We start from the raw sequence: 21,124 nt of genomic DNA, 5'->3' as shown, positions 1-21,124 counted from the left end.
TCAGGCGTGACCGTCGACCGCGACCACCCCGACGAACTGGGAGTTGGCCGCTGAGAAGGTCCGGTGGCTCGCGTCGAGCTGGCGACGCGTGTCCGCGCCCAGACGAGCGACCAGCAGCACCGGCCCTTCGGGGTTGCCGGCCCCGCCGGCACCGACCGGCGGGCTGACCCGGACCTGGGACGGATCGGTGACGCCGACCATGAGCGTGTCCCGGAGGTCGTCGATGTCCTTCGTCCCCACCGGCACCAGGGTCACGGACTGGCCGCTGTCCGCGGCGAGGCGGTCGACGAGGCTGCCCATCGCCCAGCTCCCGTCACCGGTCACCGAGGCGACGAGGCTGCCGTCGCCGGTGACGTCGGTGACGTCGTCGGTGAAGCGCAGCGTCCGGCTGCCGAGCCCGAGGAAGCCCACCAGTGCCGCCGCCAGCCCGGCGAAGGCGATCGTCAGCAGGACGACCGTCTGCAGGGTCGAGCCACCCGACGTGAGGGCGTCCGGGGTCGTGACGGGGGTCTTGCGGTCGATCAGCTGCTGCACGGTCGACTTCTGCACCGCCAGGTCGGCACGGGTCGCGACCGACCGGTCCCCCGACCCCTGGCCGATCGCCTCGATGCCCTGCTCGATGGAGCGGATCCGGCCCTCGGCGAGCTCTCGGATGTAGGCGTCGTACTGGCTGGCCGCCTCCTGGGCGTACGCCGCCGTCGCGGCCGCGGCCCTCTCGGCGGTCGGGGCCGTCACGCGGATGTCCACGGAGGCTGCCGGCTCGGGTGTCCCCGTCGTCACGAGCGTGGTGCCGTCCACCACCGCGCCGAGCTTCGCCTGCGTCTGCGACGAATGGAGGTCCGCTGCGATCCGCGTCGTGGGCGCGGTCCACGTGGCATCGGTGCTCGTCGCCGGGGGCATCGCGACGTTGGAGTCGTAGGTCGCGGTGTCGTCGGACGACGCACCGGCGAACCCGATCGCCGCGCCGAGCACGGCCGCCGCGGCCACGATCCACCACCGTCGGCGGATGGCGGCGAAGGCTCGGGCCACGTCGTTGGTCAGTGGAGTGGTCATCGTGCTGACTCCTGAGGATCTGGGGGGTACGGCTTGATGGGCGGCGGTGACGACACCGACGGGTGTACGTCCGAACAAGGTGGCGGGCAGGCAGAGCAGAGCGGGGATGATCAGCAGCTCGATCACCACGGACCTCGTGGTCTCGGGACCGCTGCGCAACATGATGGTAGGGATGCCGGCCGCCGGGAGCACCGCGGCCGGCAGGGCGAAGGCCGAGAGGACGGCGCCGCGCGGGCGGAACGACAGGCGCTGGAAGAAGGCCAGCACCACCCCGATCAGGAGCCCGGCGAGGACGACCCCGACCGGACCGACGCGCAGCCACCACGCGGCGACGGGATGGATCGTGAAGACCTGGTCGGGGGGCGCGTTCACGAGGGTCGCGTAGACCGCATAGCTGTTCGCCGCGAAGGGCTCGCGCAGGCCGGGGCCGTCGCGGATGACGCCCAGCAGGGACATGTGCGCCGCGACCTTCTCGGCGCTGTTCCCCACCTGGGTCAGCACGTTGGCGGGGTTCTTCAGGTTGTCGAGGATGCTGGTGGCGATCGTCCCGGGCGTGGTGAGCCCGCCACCGCGGGCGTTGCCGATCGCGCCGAGGCCGAGGAGGGCGGCGGTCCCGAGCCCGACCAGCATGACGGTCAGCCTGGTGCGGGCTCGACCGGTGCTCGGCACGTAGCGCCAGCGTGCCCAGCCCGCAGCGACACCCGCGAGCACGACGAGGGGGACCGCCCGGTTGCCGAGGACGGCGTTCTCACCGACCACCTCGGCGAGGAGCACCAGGTAGCAGGTCCAGATCACGATGCGGTGCGCAGGCCGGTAGCTGGCTCGCCCGCTCACGAAGCCCAGCCACAGCGCGAACCCGGTGGCCATCGCGTACGACGTGGAGATGTTGAGGTACTGGTAGACGAGCAGCTCGTGGCCCGACCCGCCCTTCACGGTGCGCGTCGCCTCGTACAGGCTCGCCCCGTCGGCGTTGGCCGCGATCAGCGACCGGACGACGAGCAGCTTGGCCGCCGTCAGGAGGATCAGCAGGACGAGGAGCCGCCAGTGGACGAAGCGCTGCGACAGCCGCTCCCACGCCGACAGCGCCTCGTCGCCCCCCGACCGGTAGGCCCGGGACAGCGCGATGAACGTGCCGATGCAGACGAAGAGGAAGACGCTGTAGGCCAGCAGCGTCAGCGCGTAGTCGCCGTCGATGGTGACGGGGAACAGCCGGTCCTCGAGGTAGGTGTAGGTGGCGCCGCCGGCAGTGCGCTTCGCGTGCAGGAAGTAGACGCCGCCGACCAGGGTCCAGTACGCCGCGAAGGCCAGCGCCAGGGTCGTGGCCGGGTCACGGGTGCGGCGGAAGGCAACGAGGGCGAGCGCCCCGTAGGAGACCAGCACACCCACGACGCCGAGCAGGAGGACGTCGGCCAGCCTCATGTGGCGGTCTCACACAGCTCGACCAGGCGCATGGCCGACACGTCACGGTCGAACTCACCGGCCACGCGCTCCCGGGCGCGGGCGACCACGTCGGCCGTGCGGTCGGGGTGGGTCACGGCGTCCTCCAGGGCCACCCGCAGGGCCTCGGGGTCGCGGTCCCGCACCAACCAGCCGCACCCGTCCAGGACGAGGTCCGGGATGGAGCCGGTGCGGGTCGACACGACCGGGCAGCTGGCGGCCATCGCCTCGATCAGGACGACCGGGATCCCCTCCTCCTGGCCGTCGTCGGCGCGGATGCTGGGCAGGACCACCACGGGACGACGCTCGCGCAGGAATCCGCGGAGCACGCTCAGCTCGACGATGCCGTGGAGGGTGGTGTGCCGCGCCAGCCCGGAGGTCTCCAGGCGCCCCTCGAGGTCGGCGCGCAGAGGTCCGTCACCGAAGAGGTGCAGCTCGAACTCCCGTCCGTCCGCGGCCCAGGGCTGCAGCGCCTCGATCAGGAAGCGGTGCCCCTTCTTCTCCACGAACCCACCGGGGCAGCACAGCACCGGCGGGCGGGCGGGCGCGGCCGTCGACACCGGCGGCGCCATCTCCACCCCGGTCCGGATCAGGTAGACCGGGCAGCCCGGCCGGCGGGAGGCGGCGACCCGCTCCCGCACCAGCCGCTCGCCGAGCTCGTCGGCCACCCGGAGGAACGCCGCCCGCTCGATCTTCGCGTCCAGGGCGTTGTCGGCGTCGATGTCCCAGCGGAAGCCGGTGGCGCTCCACGGGATGCCCGCGATCCGGCCCACGATCATCGCGATCGTCGCCTGGTGCGCGTACCAGTAGGCGTGGACGTGCGTCGCCCCCACCCGGCGGGCGAGGCGTGCCGCCCACAGGGCCTTGGGCACGGAGACCACGTTGGCCGCCAGGTTGCGGAGCGAACCCGAGCCGACCAGGGCCTCGGTCACCGCCACGACGGTCAGCACGGGGTGCCGCACCAGCGTCGCCAGCGCCCCGAGCAGCACCCGTGGGCCGATGAGCGGCTGGGCGACCACGCGGTCCACGAGACCGCTGCGCACGGCTCCCGCGTTGGGCGCGTCGGTCGCCAACCTGGTCGGTACGACGACCACGTCGACGTCGTGGCGGACCATCGTCTCCAGCTCGTCCTGGACGAAGGCCTCCTCGGTCGTCGAGTAGGGAGCGCGACCGGTGATGGCGAGGAGCCGACTCATCCTCGCCGGGACCGGTCGTGAGCTCGGTGGTCCCTCAACCAGTCGATGACGTCGGTGACCGAGTGCTCGAGATCGCACTCCGGCGCCCACCCGGTGAGGGCGTGGAAGGGAGTGTTGTCGAGCTCGACGGCGTTCGGGTCGAACCCGGAGGCCGGCAGGTGCTCGACGTCGGCGGTGAGCCCGGTGGCGGACTCCAGCACCGCGATCAGCTCCCGGATGCTGACGGGCCGCGGGCCGCCCAGGTCGAAGGCGCCGTGGACCTCGGTCGTCATGCCCGCGAGCACGGCCCGGGTGAGGTCGGCGACGTGGAGGTAGTCGCGCGTCGCCGTGTCCGGGCCGAGGACCCGGATCGGCTCACCGCTGAGCATCGCGTCGGCGAAGACGCTCACCGCCCCGAGCCCCCGCTCCGGCAGCTGGCCGGGCCCGTAGACGGCGGTCGGGCGGATGGTCGTCAGGGCGTAGTCGAACATCTCCGCGTGCGCCTCGAGGATCCCCTCGGCCACCGCCTTCGCCCACCCGTACGCCGCCGGCGCGGACGTGCGCTGCCGGATCGCGGTGATCCCGCCGCCGGAGCTGATGAGGACCACGCTGCGCACGCCGGCCAGGCCCGCGGCCAGGGCGACGTTCGTGGTCGGGACGAGGCAGTCCCGCAGCTGGCTCGCGTAGTCGTTGCCGGCGCTGCGGGGATGGCCCGTCCACGCTGCGTGCACCAGGGCCTCGACGCCGGCGCGCTTCAGGTCCGCCGCCAGGGAGCTGGGGTCGGAGAGGTCGTCGACGACGTGGTCGCCGGACGCCTCACCCGTGCGCTCGACGGAGATGGCGCGGTGCCCGTCGCGGCGCAGCGTCTCGACCATGTGCCGCCCGATGAATCCCCCTGCTCCGGTGACCGCGACGGTCAGGCGCGGAGCAGTCATGAGCAGGGACCTTACTGCGTGGCGGTGGGGGTGGACGGGCGCCGAGACCCTCCAGGTCGCGTCGGCTGGGAAACAGGGTAAGTGGATACTGTCCCTGGCAGGTCATCGGGCCCGCACCCCTGATCACGTGTGCAGGCGAGATGGATTCGGAGTGACGTGGGACAACCTGTGGCTGATGCACCGGACTCCCGGAGCAGCACCCGCGCGTCCCTGGTGGTCACCTTCGCGAGCATCGCGGCCGCGGCGCTCGGCAACGTGGCGGCGTACAAGATCGTGGCCGTCCTCAGCGATCCCGTCCTGCTCAGCGACTACTCCGTCGACCGCCGCTACCTCGCCTTCCTGATCCCGATCCTGGGGCTGGGCGGCGGTGTCGCGATCCCGCTGCGCATCGCGATCAGGCCGGTCATGGAGGAGAGCCTCCGGATCCTCTGCGTGCAGCTGGTCGCCGCGGCCGGCATCGCGACCCTCCTGCTGGCGGCCCTCGCGCTGGTGCCCGAGGACCGGTGGGCGTCCGCCCTCCCCGACACCGACGCGCTGCGCCTGGCCGTCATCGTGGTGATGGCCTACGCGTCCAACTGCACCGCGATGCTCTACGCCTTCCAGCGCGGGCTGATGCGCTTCCGGGAGGGCGCCTGGCTGCTGGTGCTGGCCAACGGCGTCTTCCCCGCCCTCGCGGCCGTCGCGGTGCTGCAGAGCGTCGAGCTGACGTTCCTGCTCTGGGCGGCGTGCAGCGCCGTGCTGGCCGCCTTCGTCCTGCTCAGGCTGCCTCGGCCGACGCGTGGCCGCATCCCCAACCTGGGCTCGCTGGTCCGGTCGGCCCTCGGCCGCGTCCCGGGCGACCTGGCGTACGCCGCCCTCTTCCTGCTGCCGGTCAGCCAGTACGCCGCGGCCGGCGCACCGACGCGCGAGGCGGTCTTCAACTACTTCTTCGTCATGCTGGGCGTCCTCACGGCTGCGGCGTCGCCGATCGCGATCGTGATGCTGCCCCTGATCGGCGCGCGCGTGGCGACCCACGGCCGGGCGGCGGCCCGTCGCGTCGTGCTGGCGAACTTCGTGGTCGCGTCGATCTGCGGGATCGTCGTCTTCGCCGGCCTGAGGTGGCTGGCGGGACCGCTCCTCACCGTCCTGCTGTCGAGGCAGTACGCGAGCGAGGCCGATCTGCTGTCGACGCTCGCGCCGGCGGCGCTCGGGGTCGCGCTGTTCGTCTTCCTCAGGACGACGGTCGACGGCCTGGGCGAGCGGCCCCTGGTGGCGGGCATCTGCGTGATGTCCCTGGCCGTCTTCGTGGGTCTGCGGCTCGCGACCGGCGGGTGGTCGCTCGAGTCCAGCATCGTGCTGTCGACCAACGTCAGCCTCGGGGTGCTCGGGCTCACCACCGCGGCCGTGTCGTGGGTGATGTTCTCCCGGTCGGGCCCGGCGGTCAGCCCAGGGTCGTGAGCAGCTGCGTCGCGCGCGTGAGCACGACGTACAGCGTGGCGCGGCCGGTGGCCGACTCGTCCTCGATCTCCTGAGGTCGCACCACGACGATGCCGTCGAACTCGAGACCCTTGGTGTCGAGACCGGTCAGCACGACGATGCGGTCCTCGCCGGACGGGGTGACCGCCGAGTCGACCGCGGCCCGGGCCCCGGCCGCGTCCTCGGCGAACTCGGGCCAGGACGCCAGCCAGGCGTTGACCTCCGAGCGGCGCGCGGCGGGCACCACGATGCCGACCGTGCCGCCGACCTCGGCCGCGATCGCGGCGACCGCCTCCCGCGTCGCCGCCTCGAGGTCGCCCTCGGCGACGCCGGGGCGGACGACAGGCTCGACGCCGGTCGACCGCACCGCCGTCGGCAGGTCGATGTCGAGACCGACCCGCTCGGCGTACGCCGCGGCGTAGGCGTAGATCTCGGCGGAGTTGCGGTAGTTGGTCGAGAGGTGGAACTCGTGGAGCTCCTTGCCCTCGATGGCCGCCGCACGGGCGGCGGCGGACTCGGCGGGCACCGGCCAGGACGACTGGGCGAGGTCGCCGACGATGGTCCACGACGCCGAGCGCCCGCGACGGCCGACCATCCGCCACTGCATCGGCGTCAGGTCCTGCGCCTCGTCGACGAGCACGTGCGCGAAGGGGTCGTCGTCGATCTTGTGCGTCGGCGGCGCCCAGGCCCGGCCGGTCGGCGCGAACTCGCGGTCGGCCGCGGTGAACAGCTCCTGCATGTCGACGCCGCCGTCGAGCAGGCCGGAGTCGGCCAGCGACGCCTCGTCGTCGGTGCGCGCCGGCACGTCGCCCAGGGCGTAGCGCAGCTCGTCGAGCAGCGGGATGTCCTGCACCGAGAGGTCGGGGGACTGCGCCCACGACTTCGCGAGCAGGCGCTGCTCCTCGGGGCCGAGGACCCCGTCGCCCACACGGGCCAGGAACTCGGGGTCGCGCAGCCAGCCGAACACCTCGGCCGCGTCGAGCGGGGGCCACCAGGCGGCCGCGAAGTCGAGGAAGGCCTGGTTGGACTGCATGTCGTCGTCGAACGCCTCGCGGCCCCGGTCGCGGCCGCGCTCGCCACGGACCTGGCGCCACATCGCGTCGAGGAGGGTGCCGATGATGCGCGGCAGCTGCCGGTTGCGGCGGCCCTGCGACATCAGGTTGCGGCGGATCGCCCCGAGCTGGCCGCGGGTGAGCAGGATCGTGTCGTCGCGCCAGAAGATGCGGAACTCGCTGGGGCTGCCGGGCGCCTGCTGCCGCGACGTGCGCCGCATCACCTCGGCCATCGCCCCGGAGCCCTTGATGTCGGCGACCGCGGGCTCGTCGTGCCGCGTGGCCCGCACGCCGTCGACCACCTCGCCGAGCGACCGCAGGGCGACGGCGGTCTCGCCGAGGCTGGGCAGCACCCGCTCGATGTAGCGCATGAAGACGCCGCTGGGACCGACGACGAGGACGCCTCCGGTCTCGTAGCGACGGCGGTCGGTGTAGAGGAGGTACGCCGCGCGGTGCAGCGCGACCACGGTCTTGCCGGTGCCGGGTCCGCCGGAGATCGAGACGACCCCGCGCCCGGGCGCCCGGATGGCCTTGTCCTGCTCGGCCTGGATGGTGGCGACGATCGAGTGCATCGACCGGTCGCGGGCCCGGGACAGCTGGGCCATCAGCGCCCCCTCGCCGATGATCGGCAGGTCCGTCTGGGCCTCGGCGTCGAGCAGCTCGTCCTCCACCCCGACCACGACGTCGGAGTCGTTGCGCAGCACCCGCCGGCGTACGACGCGCTGGGGCTCGGCCGCCGTCGCCTGGTAGAACACCGCGGCCGCCGGGGCGCGCCAGTCGATCAGCAGCGAGTCGCGGTTGTCGTCACGCAGGCCGATCCGGCCGACGTAGCGGGGCTGGGGGTCGAGCTCGGGCAGCATGTCGAGGCGCCCGAAGACGAGCCCCTCGTGCGCCGCGTCGAGCTGCGCGATGCGGCGCGCGGCCTGGAACACCATCGCGTCCCGCTCGACCAGCCCACCCTCGTGGCCCAGCCGTCCCCGGCTGTGGCCCTCCTCGGCGAGGTCCTGCGCCGCTTTCGCGGACACCTCCAGCTGGCGGTAGACCCGATCCACGAATGCCTGTTCGGCAGCGATCTCCCGCTCGACCAGCTCTTCCGACACGCCTGTCCCCTCGAACGTTTTCAGCGAGTCGACAAGCCTACCTGCCCGTCACTTCTTCCGAGACAGGAACGCCGTCATCGCCGTGCGCGCCTCGTCCGAGGCGAACAGCCGGGAGGACAGCTCGGCCATCTCGTCGCCGTGCGCGTCGATGCGGGCGAGCAGGTCGCGGTTGAGGATCCGCTTCGACTCGCGCAGCCCCTGGGCGGCGCCCGTCGCCAGCGAGGCGCAGACCCGCGCCACCTCGGCGTCGAGCTCCTCGGCGGGGACCGCCGTGGTGACCAGGCCGTACGCCGCCGCCTCGGTGCCGGTGAAGACCTCGCCGCCGAGGGTCGTCAGGGCCGCTGCCCGCGGGTGCATCCGGGCGTGGACCGTCAACGAGATGATCGCCGCCGCCAGCCCGAGCTTCACCTCGGTGAGCGCGAACGTCGCGTCCTCGGCCGCGACCACGATGTCGGAGGCGGCGACGATGCCGATGCCACCCGCCCGGACCGCACCACCGAGGCGGGTGACGACGGGCTTGTCCAGCGCCACGATCAGCCGCTGGAGCTCGACGATCTTGCGGGTGCCCTCGTCCATGCCGCCCGTCGACGCCTCGGACAGGTCGGCCCCCGAGCAGAACACCCGCCCGCTCGACGTGATCAGGACGACCTTCACCTCGGGGTCGGCCGCCGCTCGCTCCAGACCGGCGAAGAGCTCGGCGACGAGCTGGCGCGACAGCGCGTTGCGGTTGTGCGGCGAGTCGAGGGTCAGGGTGCCGACGGCACCGTCGGTCGAGTAGTGCACGAGCTCGGGCATGCGCGACATCTTGCCGCAACGGATCTGGGCAAAAATCTCCACCGCGGTCCAATCCGTCCGCGGGCGGGTACCGAACAACTCTCAACCGACCACGCGTGGGCAAGGATCAACACATGGATCACCTTCGACCGGTGAGCTCCCCGGAGCCCGACGGGCCTCCCGGGGACGACCCCGCCGGGTCCCCCGACCTCGCCGACCTGCTGAGGCGGGCCGGCCGGGCCGACGAGGCCGCCTTCGCCGTGCTCTACGACGCCACGTCCGCCCGGATCTTCGGGCTGGCGCTCCGGGTCGTCCGCGACCCGGCGCAGGCCGAGGAGGTGACGCAGGAGGCGTTCCTCGAGATCTGGCGCACCGCCGGTCGGTACGACCCCGACAAGGGCAGCCCGTTCGCCTGGATCCTGACGATCACCCACCGCAAGGCGGTCGACCGGGTGCGGTCCGCCGAGGCGTCCACCCGCCGCGACACGACGTACCACCAGACGAACCAGCCGATCGACCACGACACGACCGCGGAAGCGGCCAACGCGTCCTTCGAGGCGCACCGCGTCCGCGGTGCCCTGCAGACCCTCACCGAGGTGCAGCGCGAGGCCATCAGCCTCGCCTACTTCGGTGGCTACACCCACACGGAGGTGGCGACGATGCTCGACCTTCCGGTCGGCACCGCCAAGACTCGCATCCGAGACGGGCTCATCCGGCTCCGCGACGTGATGGGGGTCGGCTCATGACCACGCCGAACGACATCCACGCCCTGTCCGGCGCGTACGCCGTCGACGCCCTCGACGACATCGAGCGCGCCGGGTTCGAGCGGCACCTCGCCGAGTGCGCCGAGTGCCGTGCCGAGGTCGCCAGCCTCCGCGAGACGTCCGCCCTCCTCGCCGAGACCACCGCCGTCGAGCCGCCGGCCGCCCTGCGCGACCACGTCCTCGCCGGAATCAAGACGGTGCGTCCGCTGCCGCCCGAGACCCCGGAGGTCCGGCCCGCGTCGGGCAGCCGCCGGCAGGGACGCGGTGCCCGATTTCTGGCTGCGGCTGCTGCGGTCCTAGTGCTGGGCGGGGGCGCCACGGCCGTGTGGCAGCAGCCCTGGCAGGACGACAGCAGCCAGGCGCCCACGGCCGCCGAGGCCGTGCTCAGTGCCGACGACGCCCGCAGCACCTCGCTCGACTTCCCGGGCGGCGCCAAGGCCACCGTCACGCACTCCGACGAGCTCCACGAGGCGGTCATCGTGACCGAGAAGATGCCGCCGCCGCCGGCCGGCAAGGTCTACCAGCTCTGGCTCGACATGCCCGGCCGGGGCATGGTCTCCGCCGGCCTGATGCCGGTGAAGGCCGACCAGACCGTGCTGCTCAAGGGCGACGCCGCCACGGCCACCGCAGCCGGCATCACCGTCGAGCCCGCGGGCGGGTCCTCGTCGCCGACGACGGACCCGATCGCGCTCTTCGACTTCGGGGACAAGGCTTGACGACCCGACGGGTCGCCGTCGTCGGCTCCGGCGTCGCCGGGCTGACGGCGGCGTACGTCGCGTCCCGGACGGCGTCGGTCACGATCTACGAGGCCGACGACCGCCTGGGCGGGCACGCGGACACCCACCAGGTGGGTGACCTCGCGATCGACACCGGCTTCATCGTCCACAACGAGCGCACCTACCCGACCCTGCTGCGGCTCTTCGGCGAGCTCGGCGTCGAGACGCAGCCGTCCGAGATGTCGCTGTCGGTGCGCGACGACGCCACCGGCCTGGAGTGGGCGGGTGCGCTGGGGCGCCGCGGTCTCTTCCCGGACCGCACGAACCTCGCGCGCCCGGCGTACCTCCGCATGCTCACCGAGATCCCGCGCTTCCACCGGCAGGCGCGGCGGCTGATGGCCGCCGAGGGTCCCGACCAGACGCTCAGCGACTTCCTCGACGCCGGGCGCTTCACGCCGTACTTCCGGCGGCACTTCATGGAGCCGCTGGTCGCCTCCGTGTGGTCGTGCGACCCGGCTGTGGCGCTCGACTACCCGGCGCGCTACCTCTTCTCGTTCCTGGACCACCACGGCATGCTCGGCGTCTTCGGCTCACCCGAGTGGCGCACGGTCACCGGCGGCTCGCGGACGTACGTCGAGCGGGTCGCCGCCGCGATCGACGAGGTGCGCACCGGCACCAAGGTCACCTCGGTCCTCGAGACCGGCGACGGTGTCGAGGTGACGGACGGCAACGGCGTCGTCACGTCGTACGACGCCGTGGTGGTCGCGACGCATCCCGGTCAGGCGCTGGCGATGCTGGCCGCGCCGACGGCCACGCAGCGCGAGGTCCTGTCGGCTCTGCCCTACTCCCCCAACGTGGCGCTGCTGCACACCGACGTCTCGGTGCTGCCGCGGGCCGAGGGTGCCCGGGCGTCCTGGAACTTCCGGCGGCCCGTCGACGCGCCGGGCGACCCGCAGGGCCACGTCACGGTCACCTACGACCTGACCCGGCTGCAGCGGCTGCCGACGGACACCCACTACCTGGTGACGCTCGGCGGCGAGCACCTCGTCGACCCGGCCGCCGTCATCGACCGGATGGAGTACGAGCACCCGCTCTACACCCCCGGGTCCGTCGCCGCCCAGGCCCGTCTGGGCGAGATCGAGACCGAGCGTGTCGCCTTCGCCGGTGCCTACCACGGCTGGGGCTTCCACGAGGACGGTGCGCGCTCGGGCCGGCGCGCCGCCGAGCGGCTGGGGTTCGCATGGGGGGAGCCCCAGCCGCACCCCTCGGACCCGGTGGGGACCGGCATCTACGCGACGACGATCCGGCACACCCGGCGTACGCCCTGGAAGCGGTCGTTCACGCACCGCTCCCACACCTGGCTCGTCGACCTCGACGAGCTGCCCGACCACGGCCTGCTGAGCCCGGTCCTGGGCCGCTTCGAGGCCCGCGACCACCTCGGCGACCCCGACCGGACCATCCGGCACAACGTCGCGGACTTCCTGCGGCAGCACGACATCGAGCTCGGGAGCGGACGGGTGCTGATGGCCGCCCAGCCGCGGGCGTTCGGCTTCTGCTTCAACCCGATCAGCGTCTTCTGGGTGTGGCCCTCGGAGGCCGAGCCCTGCGTCGTCGTCGAGGTGCACAACACGTACGGCGACCGGCACGCCTACCTCGTCCACCCGGACGAGCGCGGTCGGGCCACGACGCCCAAGCAGATGTACGTCTCGCCGTTCCACGGCACCGACGGGACGTACGACCTCACCGTCCCGGTGCCCGCCGCGGACCTCCTCATCAGCGTCAACCTCACCACCGACGACGGTGCCACCTTCAACGCCGCCCTGACCGGACACCGCAGCGACACCAGCGCGCTCCGTGCGGCCCCGGCCACGCTCCGCGGCGCGCTGCTCATCCGGGCGCACGGGATCGCGCTGTGGCTGCGCCGGCTCCCGATCCGCCCCCGACCCGACCACCACCAGGAGGGAGTCCGGTGACACTCACCCCGACCCGCCCCACCCCCGGCGCCTGGCCCGGCCTCGACGGCGTGCCCGGCGGTCCGCGCACGGCCGTCTCCGCTGCCGTGGCCCGCCGGCTGTTCCTGTCCGCCGTACGCCGGCTGCCCGTCTCCGTCTCCCTCGAGGGCCGCGTGATCGGCACCGGCGGTCCCACGATGACCGTGCACCGGCCCGACGAGGTCTTCGCCCGGCTGGGCCGGGACGGCCTGATCGGCTTCGGCGAGGCCTACCTGACGGGGGCCTGGGACGCCGAGGACCTGACGTCGTTCCTGACCGTGCTGGCCGCGGACATCGCCGACCTGGTCCCGCGGTCGCTCCAGCGGCTGCGCGGGCTGGTGCAGCACCGGATGCCGCACTCGGACCGCACCACCAAGGACCAGACCCGCGAGCTGATCGCGCACCACTACGACCTCTCCAACGACCTCTTCCGGCTCTTCCTCGACGAGTCGCTCAGCTACTCGTCGGCGATGTTCGAGGGCGACCTGGACCTCGACCTGGCGACCGCGCAGCGGCGCAAGATCGACCGTCTCCTCGACGTCACCGGCGTCGGTGAGGGCACCCGGGTGCTCGAGATCGGCACCGGATGGGGTGAGCTTGCGAACCGTGCCGCGTCCCGGGGCGCCACCGTTCGTTCGATCACTCTCTCCTCCGAGCAGCAGGCGCTGGCCCGCGTGCGGATCGAGGCCGCCGGCTTCTCGGACCGGGTCCAGGTCGACCTGTGCGACTACCGCGACGTCGAGGGCGAGTACGACGCCGTGCTCAGCGTCGAGATGATCGAGGCGGTCGGGCTCGAGTTCTGGCCGACGTACTTCTCCGCGATCGACGGCCTGCTGGCCCCCGGCGGCCGCGCCGGCATCCAGGCGATCCTGATGCCGCACGACCGGATGCTCGCGACCCGCGGCAGCTACACGTGGATCAACAAGTACATCTTCCCCGGCGGCTTCCTGCCCTCTGCCGAGGCGATCGACGAGGTCACGACCGAGCACACGCGGCTGCGGGTGACCGACCGCCTGGCGTTCGGGGCCGACTACGCCGAGACGCTGCGGCGCTGGGACGAGGCGTTCCTGTCGCGGGCCGACGAGGTGCGCGGCCTCGGCTTCGACGCCACCTTCCTGCGGATGTGGCACTTCTACCTCTGCTACTCGCGCGCCGGCTTCGCGTCGGGCTACCTCGACGTGGAGCAGGTGCTCCTCGAACGCGTCTGAGGCCCTCGTCACCTAGCATGCGGGCATGAAGGACGAGCTCGTGGTGCCGGGACAGGGCCGCATCGCAGGCTTCGACGGGCTGCGGGCCATCGCCGTCGCCGCGACCATCTCGACCCACCTCGGCCACAAGTGGGCGGACGGCGTCACCATGTTCTTCGTCCTGTCCGGGTTCCTGATCACCGGGCTGCTGATGAACTCGGGGGACCGGAGCGTCTGGCGGTTCTGGGGCCGGAGGGTGCTGCGCCTCTACCCCGCGCTGGCCCTCTACCTGATCGCCGTCGCGGCGTTCGGGGTGATCGGGTGGGCGACGGTGCCGTGGGAGGCGCTGGTCGCCGGCGGCCTCTACCTCACCAACTACGCGCCCTTCCCGGCCCTGGCCAGGGAGACCTCCCACCTGTGGTCGCTCGCCGTCGAGGAGCAGTTCTACCTGCTGTGGCCGATCGTCATGGTCTGGGGGCGCCGGATCGCCCTGCCCCTGGCCTTCGCCGGGGTGTGCGCGTCGTGGTGGTGGCGCACGTATCCCCCCGCCGACCTCAACCACTACGTGGACCGCTACTTCCTGCCCGCCGCCGACGCCATCCTCATCGGCTGCATCCTGGCGCTGCTGGTGTGCGGACGACCAGGCAACCGGATCGTGCGAGCGGTGGCAGGCTCGCCGTTGACGCTGCTCGCCGGGGTCGCTGCCATGGCCGCTCCCCTGCTCTTCTCGAGCCTCTGGATCGACGCCAACTACCTGGAGATCCAGCGGTTCGCCATCGCGCTGGTGCTGCTCTGGGTGTGCGGCAACCAGCGGTCGTGGCTGGTGCGCCTGCTGGAGCTCCAGCCGATCCTCTACCTGGGCACGATCTCCTACGGGATCTACCTGTGGCAGGGGCTGTTCGTCCGCAACGGGCCGGGCGACCCGCAGATCGTGCTGCACGAGTGGCCGTGGAACGTGATCGCGACCGTCGCCGCCGCCACGTTGTCCTACGAGCTGGTCGAGCGCCGCTTCCTGCGGTTGAAGGACCGCTTCCGGCCACACCCGGCGGAGCACGACAGCACGGAGCGCGTGACCGGCAGCATCGAGTCCGCCACCTAGCGGATCACCCCTCGGGAGGACCGTCCGCCTCGCGCTCGCGCCTCTTCTGGTCGTCGTACTGCTTGCGCTGGGCCTCGGCGCGCTCGCGGATCTGGCGAAGGAACTCGGCGTCCTTCTCGGGGTCGACGGCGGCGGCGCGGCCGGGGCGGTCGTACTCGGGGAACTCCGGCTGCTCGCGCTCGTACGCCGAGCGGCGGGGGCCGGAGGACTCGGGGCGGCCGGCGACGAGCCACGCGATCGACCCGACGAACGGGAAGAGCAGGATCAGCAGGATCCAGGCGACCTTGGGCAGGTTGCGGACCCGGTCGGAGTGGGTGCCGATCGCATCGACCAGGCAGAACACCCAGAGCGCGAAGACGACGATCCCGACAAGACCCTCGAGCTTGATCACGGCGCGAGTGTGCCGGACGCAGACGCTCGCCGTCTGCCGATCGCGTGGAACACTCGGGTGGATGGACGCCGACCGGGTGGCGGACGCCTTCGCCTCGATGCCGCGGGAGTGGTTCCTGCCGGCGTCGGCGCGCCACCGGGCGGCGTACGACGGCCCCATCGAGATCGGGCACGGGCAGACCAGCTCGCAGCCCCGGACCGTCGAGGCGATGCTGCGGCTGCTGGACGTGCGGCCGGGTGACCGGGTCCTCGACGTGGGGTCCGGGTCCGGGTGGACGACGGCGCTGCTCGCCCACCTGGTCGGGCCGAGTGGCAGCGTGCGAGGGGTCGAGCTCGAGAACGAGCTGGTCGCCTTCGGCCGCGACAACCTGGCGAGCGGCGACTGGCCGTGGGCGGGCATCCGGCCGGCGACGCCGGGCGTGCTCGGCGACCCCGCGGGCGCGCCGTACGACCGGATCCTGGTGTCCGCGGAGGCCCGCACCCTCCCCACCGAGCTGGTCGCCCAGCTCGGCGCCGAGGCGCGGATGGTGGTGCCGGTGGCCGGCGAGATGGTGCTGATCGAGCAGCGCACCGGCGACCCACGGGTCAGCCGGCACGGCCGCTACCGGTTCGTGCCGCTGCGCTGAGCCCGCGTTCACCCGGGGTTCGCCGACCGCCCGTATCCTGCGGGCGTGACCGACACCGCCGACCGTCCCGTCGCCAGCGATGCCCCGCGCGAGCTGGCCCGCCTGGCCTCCGCCGACAACTTCCGCGACGTCGCCGGTCCGGGCGCGGGCTACCCCGTCGCCGGCGGTGGACGCGTCGCCAGGGGTGTCTTCTACCGCTCCAACGAGCTGCAGCTGACCGCCGCCGACGCAGGCACGCTCGCCGACCTCGGGATCACCCGCATCCACGACCTGCGCGGCCAGATGGAGATCGACGCGCACCCCGACGTCGAGGTCGCGGGCGCCAGCTGGCACCACGTCGAGATCTCCGGCATCCCGATGGAGCTCGTCTCCGGCCTCGAGGACGCCGAGTCCGCGGTCCGCGTGATGCGGGAGGTGTACGACGCGTTCGTGCGCACGCCCGGTGCGCGGGCGGCGTACGCCGAGCTGCTGACGGACCTCGCGACCGCGCCGGTGCCGCAGCTCTTCCACTGCACCGCGGGCAAGGACCGCACCGGGTGGGCCGCCGCCCTGCTGCTGGAGATCGCCGGGGTGGACCGGGCCACGATCCTCACCGACTACCTGCTGACCAACACGGTGTCGACGGCGACCCGGGCGAAGTACCTCGCCCTGATCGCCGAGCACCTCGGCGAGGACAAGAAAGCCGTCTACGAGCCGACGATGGTCGTCGAGGAGTCCTACCTGCAGACGGCGTACGACGCGGTCACCGAGCTGTACGGCTCCGTCGACGGCTACCTGCGCGACGGACTCGGTCTGTCCTCCGACACCCTGACGAGGCTGCGGGCCAGACTGGTGGGGTGAGCCGGCCGGCCTACGCCACCCGGGAGGTCTGCACGGTCGTCGCCGTGCAGGCGCTGGCCCTGCTCGCGATGTCGCCCTTCTACGGACCGCACCGCGACGAGCTCTACTTCGTCTCCGCCGGGCAGCACCCGGCGTGGGGCTACCCGGACCAGCCGTCGTTCACCCCGATGCTCGCGCGGCTCGCCGACCTGGCCGCGCCGCACGACCTGGTGGTGCTGCGGATCCCCAGCATCCTCGCGGTCGTGGCGGTCGTGCTGCTGTCGGTGCAGGCCGCCCGGCTGCTCGGCGCCGCCCGAGCGGGCCAGGTGCTGACCGCGGTGACGGTCGCCTTCTCGGCCCTGGTGCCCGGCCTCGGGCACATGCTCTCGACCGCGACCTTCGACCTGCTCTTCTGGACGGCGATCCTGGTCGTCGTCCTGCAGGCCCTCGTCGACGACCGGCCGCGACTGTGGCTGCTGGCAGGCGTGCTCGCCGGGGTCGGGCTCAACAACAAGCACGCCGTCGTCTTCTGCCTGCTCGGCGTCCTCGTCGGCGTCGCGCTGGTCCGTGAGACCCGCCCGGTGCTCCGGACGGTCTGGCCGTGGCTCGGCGGCCTGGCGGCGCTCGCGATGTGGGTCCCCAACCTGGTCTGCCAGGCGCAGCACGACTGGCCGGTCCTCGACCTCGCAGCCGACATCGCCGACGAGTACGGCGGTCTGGGCGGCCGCGTCGGCATGGTCCTGCAGGCGCTGGTGATGTTCAGCCCCCTGATCGGCGCCCTGTGGGTCTTCGGCATCGTGCGGCTGCTGCGCCGCCCCGACTGGGCGAGGGCGCGACCGCTCGCCGTCGCCTTCCTGGTGGTGCTGGTGGTCTTCCTGGTCACCGGCGGGAAGGGCTACTACCTCGCCGGGCTGGTCCCGCCGCTGGTCGCGGCCGGGTGCACCGACCTCGCCGAGCGCTGGTCGACGCGCCGCCTCACGATCACCGGCGTGGTGCTGGTCGCCTCCGCGGCCGTCGCCTACCCCGCGGTCGTCCCAGCCGTGCCGGCCTCGACGTTCGCCGGCTCGTTCTGGGCCGACGTCAACGACGTGCAGCTCGACAGCATCGGCTGGCCCGACTACACCGACCAGGTCCGCTCGGTCGTCGACGGCCTGAGCCCCGAGCAGCGGCGTACGGCGGTGATCTTCACCGGCAACTACGGCGAGGCGGGCTCCATGTCCTGGTACGACGTGGGGCTCCCCGTCTACAGCGGCCACAACGGCTACCGCTTCTGGGGACCGCCGGCTGACGACGCGCTGCCGGTCGTCGTCGTGCTGCAGCGGTCACCGGACCCGTGGTTCGAGGGCTGCGAGCTGCGGGCGCGCCTGCGCAACAGCGACGACGCCGACAACGAGGAGGTCGGAGCCGGCGTGTGGGTGTGCGACGGCCCACGCCGCTCCTGGTCGGAGGCGTGGGCCGCGCTCGGTCACTACGACGCGTGATCGGCGTCGTCGTCAGGCTCCGCCTGGACGATGCGCAGCTTCTGCGTGTCGGTGAAGGAGACCTCGACGGTCTCGAAGCCCTTGTGCCGCTGGGCCAGCGCGTAGCCGGTGTAGGCGCGCTTGTCGGCCTCGGTCAGCTCGACCCGGTCCGTGAACGGGGTCAGCAGCGCCCGCGGCCACAGGCGCCGGTTGAGCACCACGTTGACCTCGATGCCGATCATGCCCATCACCGCCGCGATGTAGATCAACCCCATCAGACCGAGGACGACCGCGAACGTCTGGTTCATCCCCTTGGTCTCGGTGACGACGTTGGTGACGTACGCCGTCCCGACGTACTGCAGCAGGAACCAGAGCAGGGCCGTGGTCATCGCGCCCGGCACGGCGCCCCAGAACTTGTGCCCGCGTGAGGTGCCGAAGCGGAACAGCACCGTGAGCACGCAGGTGATGACGATGATCGTGACCAGCGCGATCGGCCACGTGTACGACGCGATGCTCTCGCCGAGCACCTGGGTGTTGGTGCTGAGCGCGGACAGCACCGAGAGAGCGAGGACCGCGAAGCCCGCGGTCGAGAGGAGCCCGAGGCTCTTCAGCCGGAGCAGGAGGGGGTTGGGGCGGCTGTTGCGCGGCACCGACCAGGCGATGTTGAGCGCGTTCTGCAGGGCCTGGCCGAGACCGAGCGCACCGTAGAGGGCGATCAGGCCGCCGATGACGATCGCCGTCGTCGACCCCTGCAGACCCTCGGGCTGCCCGAGCTGGTCACCGATGATCGGGAACTGGGCGAGGGCGGAGTCGATCAGGTCGTCGCGCAGGGTCTCGTTGCCCTGGAGCACGAGACCGAGGATCGAGTAGCCGAGGAGCAGCAGCGGGAAGATCGCGACGAAGGCGTAGTAGGTGATGATCGCGGCCAGGTAGTTGCCCTGGTCGTCGAAGAACTTGTAGATGACGGCGAGCGGAAACCCGAGAGGCGGGAACCTCCGCTGGGCGCGATCGGCGCCGTCGATCACCTTGCCCACGGACCCACGCTACAGAGGGTCGTGCGGGACCACGCTCAGGTTGCCGTCGGCATCGGTGGTGAAGAGCTCCACGCCGTCGGTGACCGCGGCCGCGTCGGCACCGAGCGCGACGGCGATCTTGTTGGCCGCGTTGCGCGCGACGTCGAGCACGACCTCGACGATCTGCTCCGGCGCGAGGTGCTCCAGCGCGTCCTCGGCGACCGTGCGGGGCATGACGAAGGGCGTCCAGATCATCGAGTCGGTGAGCGCCAGCGCGGCCTTCGTCGCGGCCGGCAGGTCGCTCTCGGCGTACGCGTCGACGGCGTCGAAGGTCGACTCGTCGGCGCCCGCGTCGAGGGCCGCGACCGAGCGGCGTGACGCGCACAGCCGGCACTCGTGCTGGCGGGCGCCGCGGAGCCGGATCAGCTCGGTGAGGACCGGGTCGAGGGTGTCGAGCCGCGCCACCTGGCGCATGAACTCCTCGAGCAGCGGCCAGAGGTCCGCCGGCTCGCCCTGCTCGCCCGACCAGGAGCCGCCGCCGAGCACCTCACCGGACACGACCACGATCCTCGGCGAGTAGTCGTCGACGTAGATCGCCTGGGTGACCTCGAACGCCGTCGGCCCGGTCGCCTCCAGGAATCGGCGCCGCAGGTCGTCGTCGATCATCGACACGTCGACCCCGAACTGGTCGGCGAAGTTCTCGACGCGCGGGTCCTCGAGGTCGATGTCCAGGGCGGTGCGAGCGGAGTAGACGGCGGACAGCGCGGCCGCGGCCCCGGGGGCGTAGCGCTCGATCGGGTTGGACATGGCGGTCAGCGTAGACGTGGGGTCGGACCGGGGTCCGGCAGCGTCGGCATCTCGAGCCCGGCGTGACGGCCCACCAGCACCGCCCGCTTCACGGCGCTGGACCCGAACCGGTCGCGCACCCGGTCGAGCGCGACGTCGAGGCTCCCGGCGGCGGTCTCGGCCGCGAAGAGCGGCAGCTCGAGCTGCTCCTCGCCGCTCGCGTCGACCAGGCCGGAGATGGTGATGCCGAGCAGGGTGCAGCCGCGCTCCTCGACCAGTGGCCAGGCCGTGTCGAGGAGACCCCGGCCCGTCTCCAGCCAGGTCGCCGTCGAGGCGGTCGAGCGCGGGATCGTCGTCGACCGCGTCACCCGGGTGAAGTCGTCGAACCGCAGCCGCAGCGTGAACGTCCGCCCGATCCGCTCGCCTCCGCGCAGCCGCCGCGCGACCCGGTCCACCAGGCCGGCGAGCAGCGCGTCGAGGTCCTCGCGCCGCTTGCGGTGACCGGCCCGCCCGATCGCCGCCTGCGAGCCGATCGACCGGCGCCGGCGACCGACCTCGACCGGCCGGGGGTCGCGCAGGTTGGCCAGCGCCCAGAGGTGGCGGCCCGCGGCCTGCCCGACCGCGGCCGTCAGCTCCAGCTCCTCGCGCCGGGCGAGCTCGCCGATCGTGCGGATCCCGTCGGCGTGCAGCTTGGCGGCGGTCACCGCCCCGACGCCCCACAGCCGCTCGACCGGCAGCGGGTGCAGGAACTCCCGCTCACCGTCCGGCGGGACCAGGAGCAGCCCGTCGGGTTTGGAGACGGCGCTCGCCACCTTGGCGAGGTACTTGGTGCGCGCGATCCCCACCGAGATCGGCAGGCCCACCTCGTCGCGCACCCGCCGCCTCAGCGTGGCGCCGATCGTCTCCGGGTCGCCGACGAGGCGGCGCAGGCCGCCGACGTCGAGGAACGCCTCGTCGATCGAGATCCCCTCCACCAGCGGGGTGGTGTCGTCGAAGACCTCGAAGACCGCGCGGCTCGCCTCGACGTACGCCGGGAATCGGGGCGGCACGACGAGCGCGTCCGGGCACAGCCGCTGCGCCTGCCGCCCACCCATCGCCGAGCGGACGCCGTACGCCTTGGCCTCGTAGCTCGCCGCGAGCACGACGCCGCCTCCGACGATGACCGGGCGGCCGCGCAGCCGTGGGTCGTCGCGCTGCTCGACGGAGGCGAAGAACGAGTCGAGGTCGGCGTGCAGGATGCTCGCCGTCTCGCTGTCCCGCACTCTGCCCACGACTCATGATCGAACAGATGT

General features: G+C 72.6%; 18 protein-coding genes. 9 read left to right on the top strand and 9 right to left on the bottom strand.

Annotated elements, in window-relative coordinates; translation table 11 throughout:
* Genes ABEA34_RS12830 through ABEA34_RS12820 form a run of 3 tightly spaced genes read right to left on the bottom strand, consistent with a single transcriptional unit; the run spans position 1 to position 4,600 of the window.
* A complete protein-coding gene (locus ABEA34_RS12830; protein WP_345521687.1) occupies positions 1–2,472 on the bottom strand; it encodes a hypothetical protein in 2,472 nt (823 codons plus the stop codon).
* Positions 2,469–3,686, bottom strand: coding sequence for a glycosyltransferase family 4 protein (locus ABEA34_RS12825; protein WP_345521686.1), 1,218 nt, complete (start codon positions 3,684–3,686; stop codon positions 2,469–2,471). The genes ABEA34_RS12830 and ABEA34_RS12825 overlap by 4 nt, the downstream gene beginning before the upstream one ends.
* Positions 3,683–4,600 carry an NAD-dependent epimerase/dehydratase family protein gene (locus ABEA34_RS12820; RefSeq protein WP_345521685.1) on the bottom strand — a complete coding sequence of 306 codons (918 nt, stop codon included), beginning with the start codon at positions 4,598–4,600 and terminating at the stop codon, positions 3,683–3,685. Before ABEA34_RS12820 ends, ABEA34_RS12825 begins: the two co-directional genes overlap by 4 nt.
* 168 nt (positions 4,601–4,768) lie before the next feature.
* Between ABEA34_RS12820 and ABEA34_RS12815 the strand changes: the two genes are divergently transcribed.
* Complete coding sequence (locus ABEA34_RS12815) at positions 4,769–6,037, top strand: hypothetical protein (RefSeq protein ID WP_345521684.1); 1,269 nt, start codon at positions 4,769–4,771, stop codon at positions 6,035–6,037.
* On the opposite strand, the gene ABEA34_RS12810 is transcribed toward ABEA34_RS12815, so the two are convergent.
* Both ABEA34_RS12810 and ABEA34_RS12805 read right to left on the bottom strand, forming a co-directional pair.
* Complete coding sequence (locus tag ABEA34_RS12810; RefSeq protein WP_345521683.1) at positions 6,021–8,207, bottom strand: HelD family protein; 2,187 nt, start codon at positions 8,205–8,207, stop codon at positions 6,021–6,023. The two genes, ABEA34_RS12815 and ABEA34_RS12810, sit on opposite strands and share 17 nt — an antisense overlap.
* 48 nt (positions 8,208–8,255) lie before the next feature.
* A complete protein-coding gene (locus ABEA34_RS12805) occupies positions 8,256–9,002 on the bottom strand; it encodes an enoyl-CoA hydratase-related protein (protein ID WP_345521682.1) in 747 nt (248 codons plus the stop codon).
* A 113-nt stretch (positions 9,003–9,115) separates the two neighbouring features.
* Here ABEA34_RS12805 and ABEA34_RS12800 point away from each other — a divergent pair, with 113 nt between their 5' ends.
* The 5 genes from ABEA34_RS12800 to ABEA34_RS12780 are packed head-to-tail and all read left to right on the top strand — an operon-like array spanning position 9,116 to position 14,738.
* Positions 9,116–9,727 (top strand): sigma-70 family RNA polymerase sigma factor, encoded by a 612-nt coding sequence (locus ABEA34_RS12800; RefSeq protein WP_345521681.1) that lies wholly within the window; start codon positions 9,116–9,118, stop codon positions 9,725–9,727.
* A complete protein-coding gene (locus ABEA34_RS12795; RefSeq protein WP_345521680.1) occupies positions 9,724–10,461 on the top strand; it encodes an anti-sigma factor in 738 nt (245 codons plus the stop codon). The genes ABEA34_RS12800 and ABEA34_RS12795 overlap by 4 nt, the downstream gene beginning before the upstream one ends.
* Positions 10,458–12,434 (top strand): FAD-dependent oxidoreductase, encoded by a 1,977-nt coding sequence (locus ABEA34_RS12790; RefSeq protein WP_345521679.1) that lies wholly within the window; start codon positions 10,458–10,460, stop codon positions 12,432–12,434. Before ABEA34_RS12795 ends, ABEA34_RS12790 begins: the two co-directional genes overlap by 4 nt.
* Positions 12,431–13,660: a class I SAM-dependent methyltransferase gene (locus tag ABEA34_RS12785; protein ID WP_345521678.1), complete on the top strand. Its 1,230-nt coding sequence runs from the start codon at positions 12,431–12,433 to the stop codon at positions 13,658–13,660. Before ABEA34_RS12790 ends, ABEA34_RS12785 begins: the two co-directional genes overlap by 4 nt.
* A gap of 25 nt (positions 13,661–13,685) precedes the next feature.
* Positions 13,686–14,738 carry an acyltransferase family protein gene (locus ABEA34_RS12780; protein WP_345521677.1) on the top strand — a complete coding sequence of 351 codons (1,053 nt, stop codon included), beginning with the start codon at positions 13,686–13,688 and terminating at the stop codon, positions 14,736–14,738.
* Positions 14,739–14,742: 4 nt separating this feature from the next.
* Here the strand turns inward: ABEA34_RS12780 and ABEA34_RS12775 are convergent, their stop codons facing one another.
* Positions 14,743–15,129 carry a PLDc N-terminal domain-containing protein gene (locus tag ABEA34_RS12775; protein WP_345521675.1) on the bottom strand — a complete coding sequence of 129 codons (387 nt, stop codon included), beginning with the start codon at positions 15,127–15,129 and terminating at the stop codon, positions 14,743–14,745.
* A gap of 61 nt (positions 15,130–15,190) precedes the next feature.
* On the opposite strand from ABEA34_RS12775, the gene ABEA34_RS12770 reads away from it, so the two are divergent.
* Genes ABEA34_RS12770 through ABEA34_RS12760 form a run of 3 tightly spaced genes read left to right on the top strand, consistent with a single transcriptional unit; the run spans position 15,191 to position 18,054 of the window.
* A complete protein-coding gene (locus ABEA34_RS12770) occupies positions 15,191–15,754 on the top strand; it encodes a protein-L-isoaspartate O-methyltransferase family protein (protein WP_345521674.1) in 564 nt (187 codons plus the stop codon).
* Between the two features lie 45 nt (positions 15,755–15,799).
* Entirely contained in the window at positions 15,800–16,594 is a 795-nt protein-coding gene (locus ABEA34_RS12765) for a tyrosine-protein phosphatase (RefSeq protein ID WP_345521673.1), read from the top strand.
* Positions 16,591–18,054 carry a glycosyltransferase family 39 protein gene (locus tag ABEA34_RS12760; protein WP_345521672.1) on the top strand — a complete coding sequence of 488 codons (1,464 nt, stop codon included), beginning with the start codon at positions 16,591–16,593 and terminating at the stop codon, positions 18,052–18,054. The genes ABEA34_RS12765 and ABEA34_RS12760 overlap by 4 nt, the downstream gene beginning before the upstream one ends.
* Here ABEA34_RS12760 and ABEA34_RS12755 read toward each other — a convergent pair.
* From ABEA34_RS12755 to dinB, 3 genes are read right to left on the bottom strand one after another with little or no spacing between them, the layout of a single operon-like run.
* A complete protein-coding gene (locus ABEA34_RS12755; RefSeq protein WP_345521671.1) occupies positions 18,042–19,067 on the bottom strand; it encodes a YihY/virulence factor BrkB family protein in 1,026 nt (341 codons plus the stop codon). The two genes, ABEA34_RS12760 and ABEA34_RS12755, sit on opposite strands and share 13 nt — an antisense overlap.
* A gap of 9 nt (positions 19,068–19,076) precedes the next feature.
* Complete coding sequence (locus ABEA34_RS12750) at positions 19,077–19,853, bottom strand: carboxymuconolactone decarboxylase family protein (RefSeq protein ID WP_345521670.1); 777 nt, start codon at positions 19,851–19,853, stop codon at positions 19,077–19,079.
* Between the two features lie 5 nt (positions 19,854–19,858).
* Complete coding sequence (gene dinB, locus ABEA34_RS12745; protein WP_345521669.1) at positions 19,859–21,103, bottom strand: DNA polymerase IV; 1,245 nt, start codon at positions 21,101–21,103, stop codon at positions 19,859–19,861.
* Positions 21,104–21,124: the final 21 nt, after the last annotated feature.

Origin of the sequence: Nocardioides conyzicola, assembly GCF_039543825.1 — a bacterium.
Classification (GTDB): Bacteria; Actinomycetota; Actinomycetes; order Propionibacteriales; family Nocardioidaceae; genus Nocardioides; species Nocardioides conyzicola.
The sequence above is the reverse complement of the archived record's forward strand: the minus strand, read 5'-3'. Positions and strand labels throughout refer to the sequence as shown.

Coding starts and splice junctions, on each gene's coding strand:
- ABEA34_RS12820 (WP_345521685.1), bottom strand. CDS start 4,600: ATGACTGCTCCGCGCCTGACCGTCGCGGTCACCGGAGCAGGGGGATTC.
- ABEA34_RS12780 (WP_345521677.1), top strand. CDS start 13,686: ATGAAGGACGAGCTCGTGGTGCCGGGACAGGGCCGCATCGCAGGCTTC.
- ABEA34_RS12830 (WP_345521687.1), bottom strand. CDS start 2,472: ATGAGGCTGGCCGACGTCCTCCTGCTCGGCGTCGTGGGTGTGCTGGTC.
- ABEA34_RS12800 (WP_345521681.1), top strand. CDS start 9,116: ATGGATCACCTTCGACCGGTGAGCTCCCCGGAGCCCGACGGGCCTCCC.
- ABEA34_RS12795 (WP_345521680.1), top strand. CDS start 9,724: ATGACCACGCCGAACGACATCCACGCCCTGTCCGGCGCGTACGCCGTC.
- ABEA34_RS12770 (WP_345521674.1), top strand. CDS start 15,191: ATGGACGCCGACCGGGTGGCGGACGCCTTCGCCTCGATGCCGCGGGAG.
- ABEA34_RS12825 (WP_345521686.1), bottom strand. CDS start 3,686: ATGAGTCGGCTCCTCGCCATCACCGGTCGCGCTCCCTACTCGACGACC.
- ABEA34_RS12805 (WP_345521682.1), bottom strand. CDS start 9,002: ATGCCCGAGCTCGTGCACTACTCGACCGACGGTGCCGTCGGCACCCTG.
- ABEA34_RS12750 (WP_345521670.1), bottom strand. CDS start 19,853: ATGTCCAACCCGATCGAGCGCTACGCCCCCGGGGCCGCGGCCGCGCTG.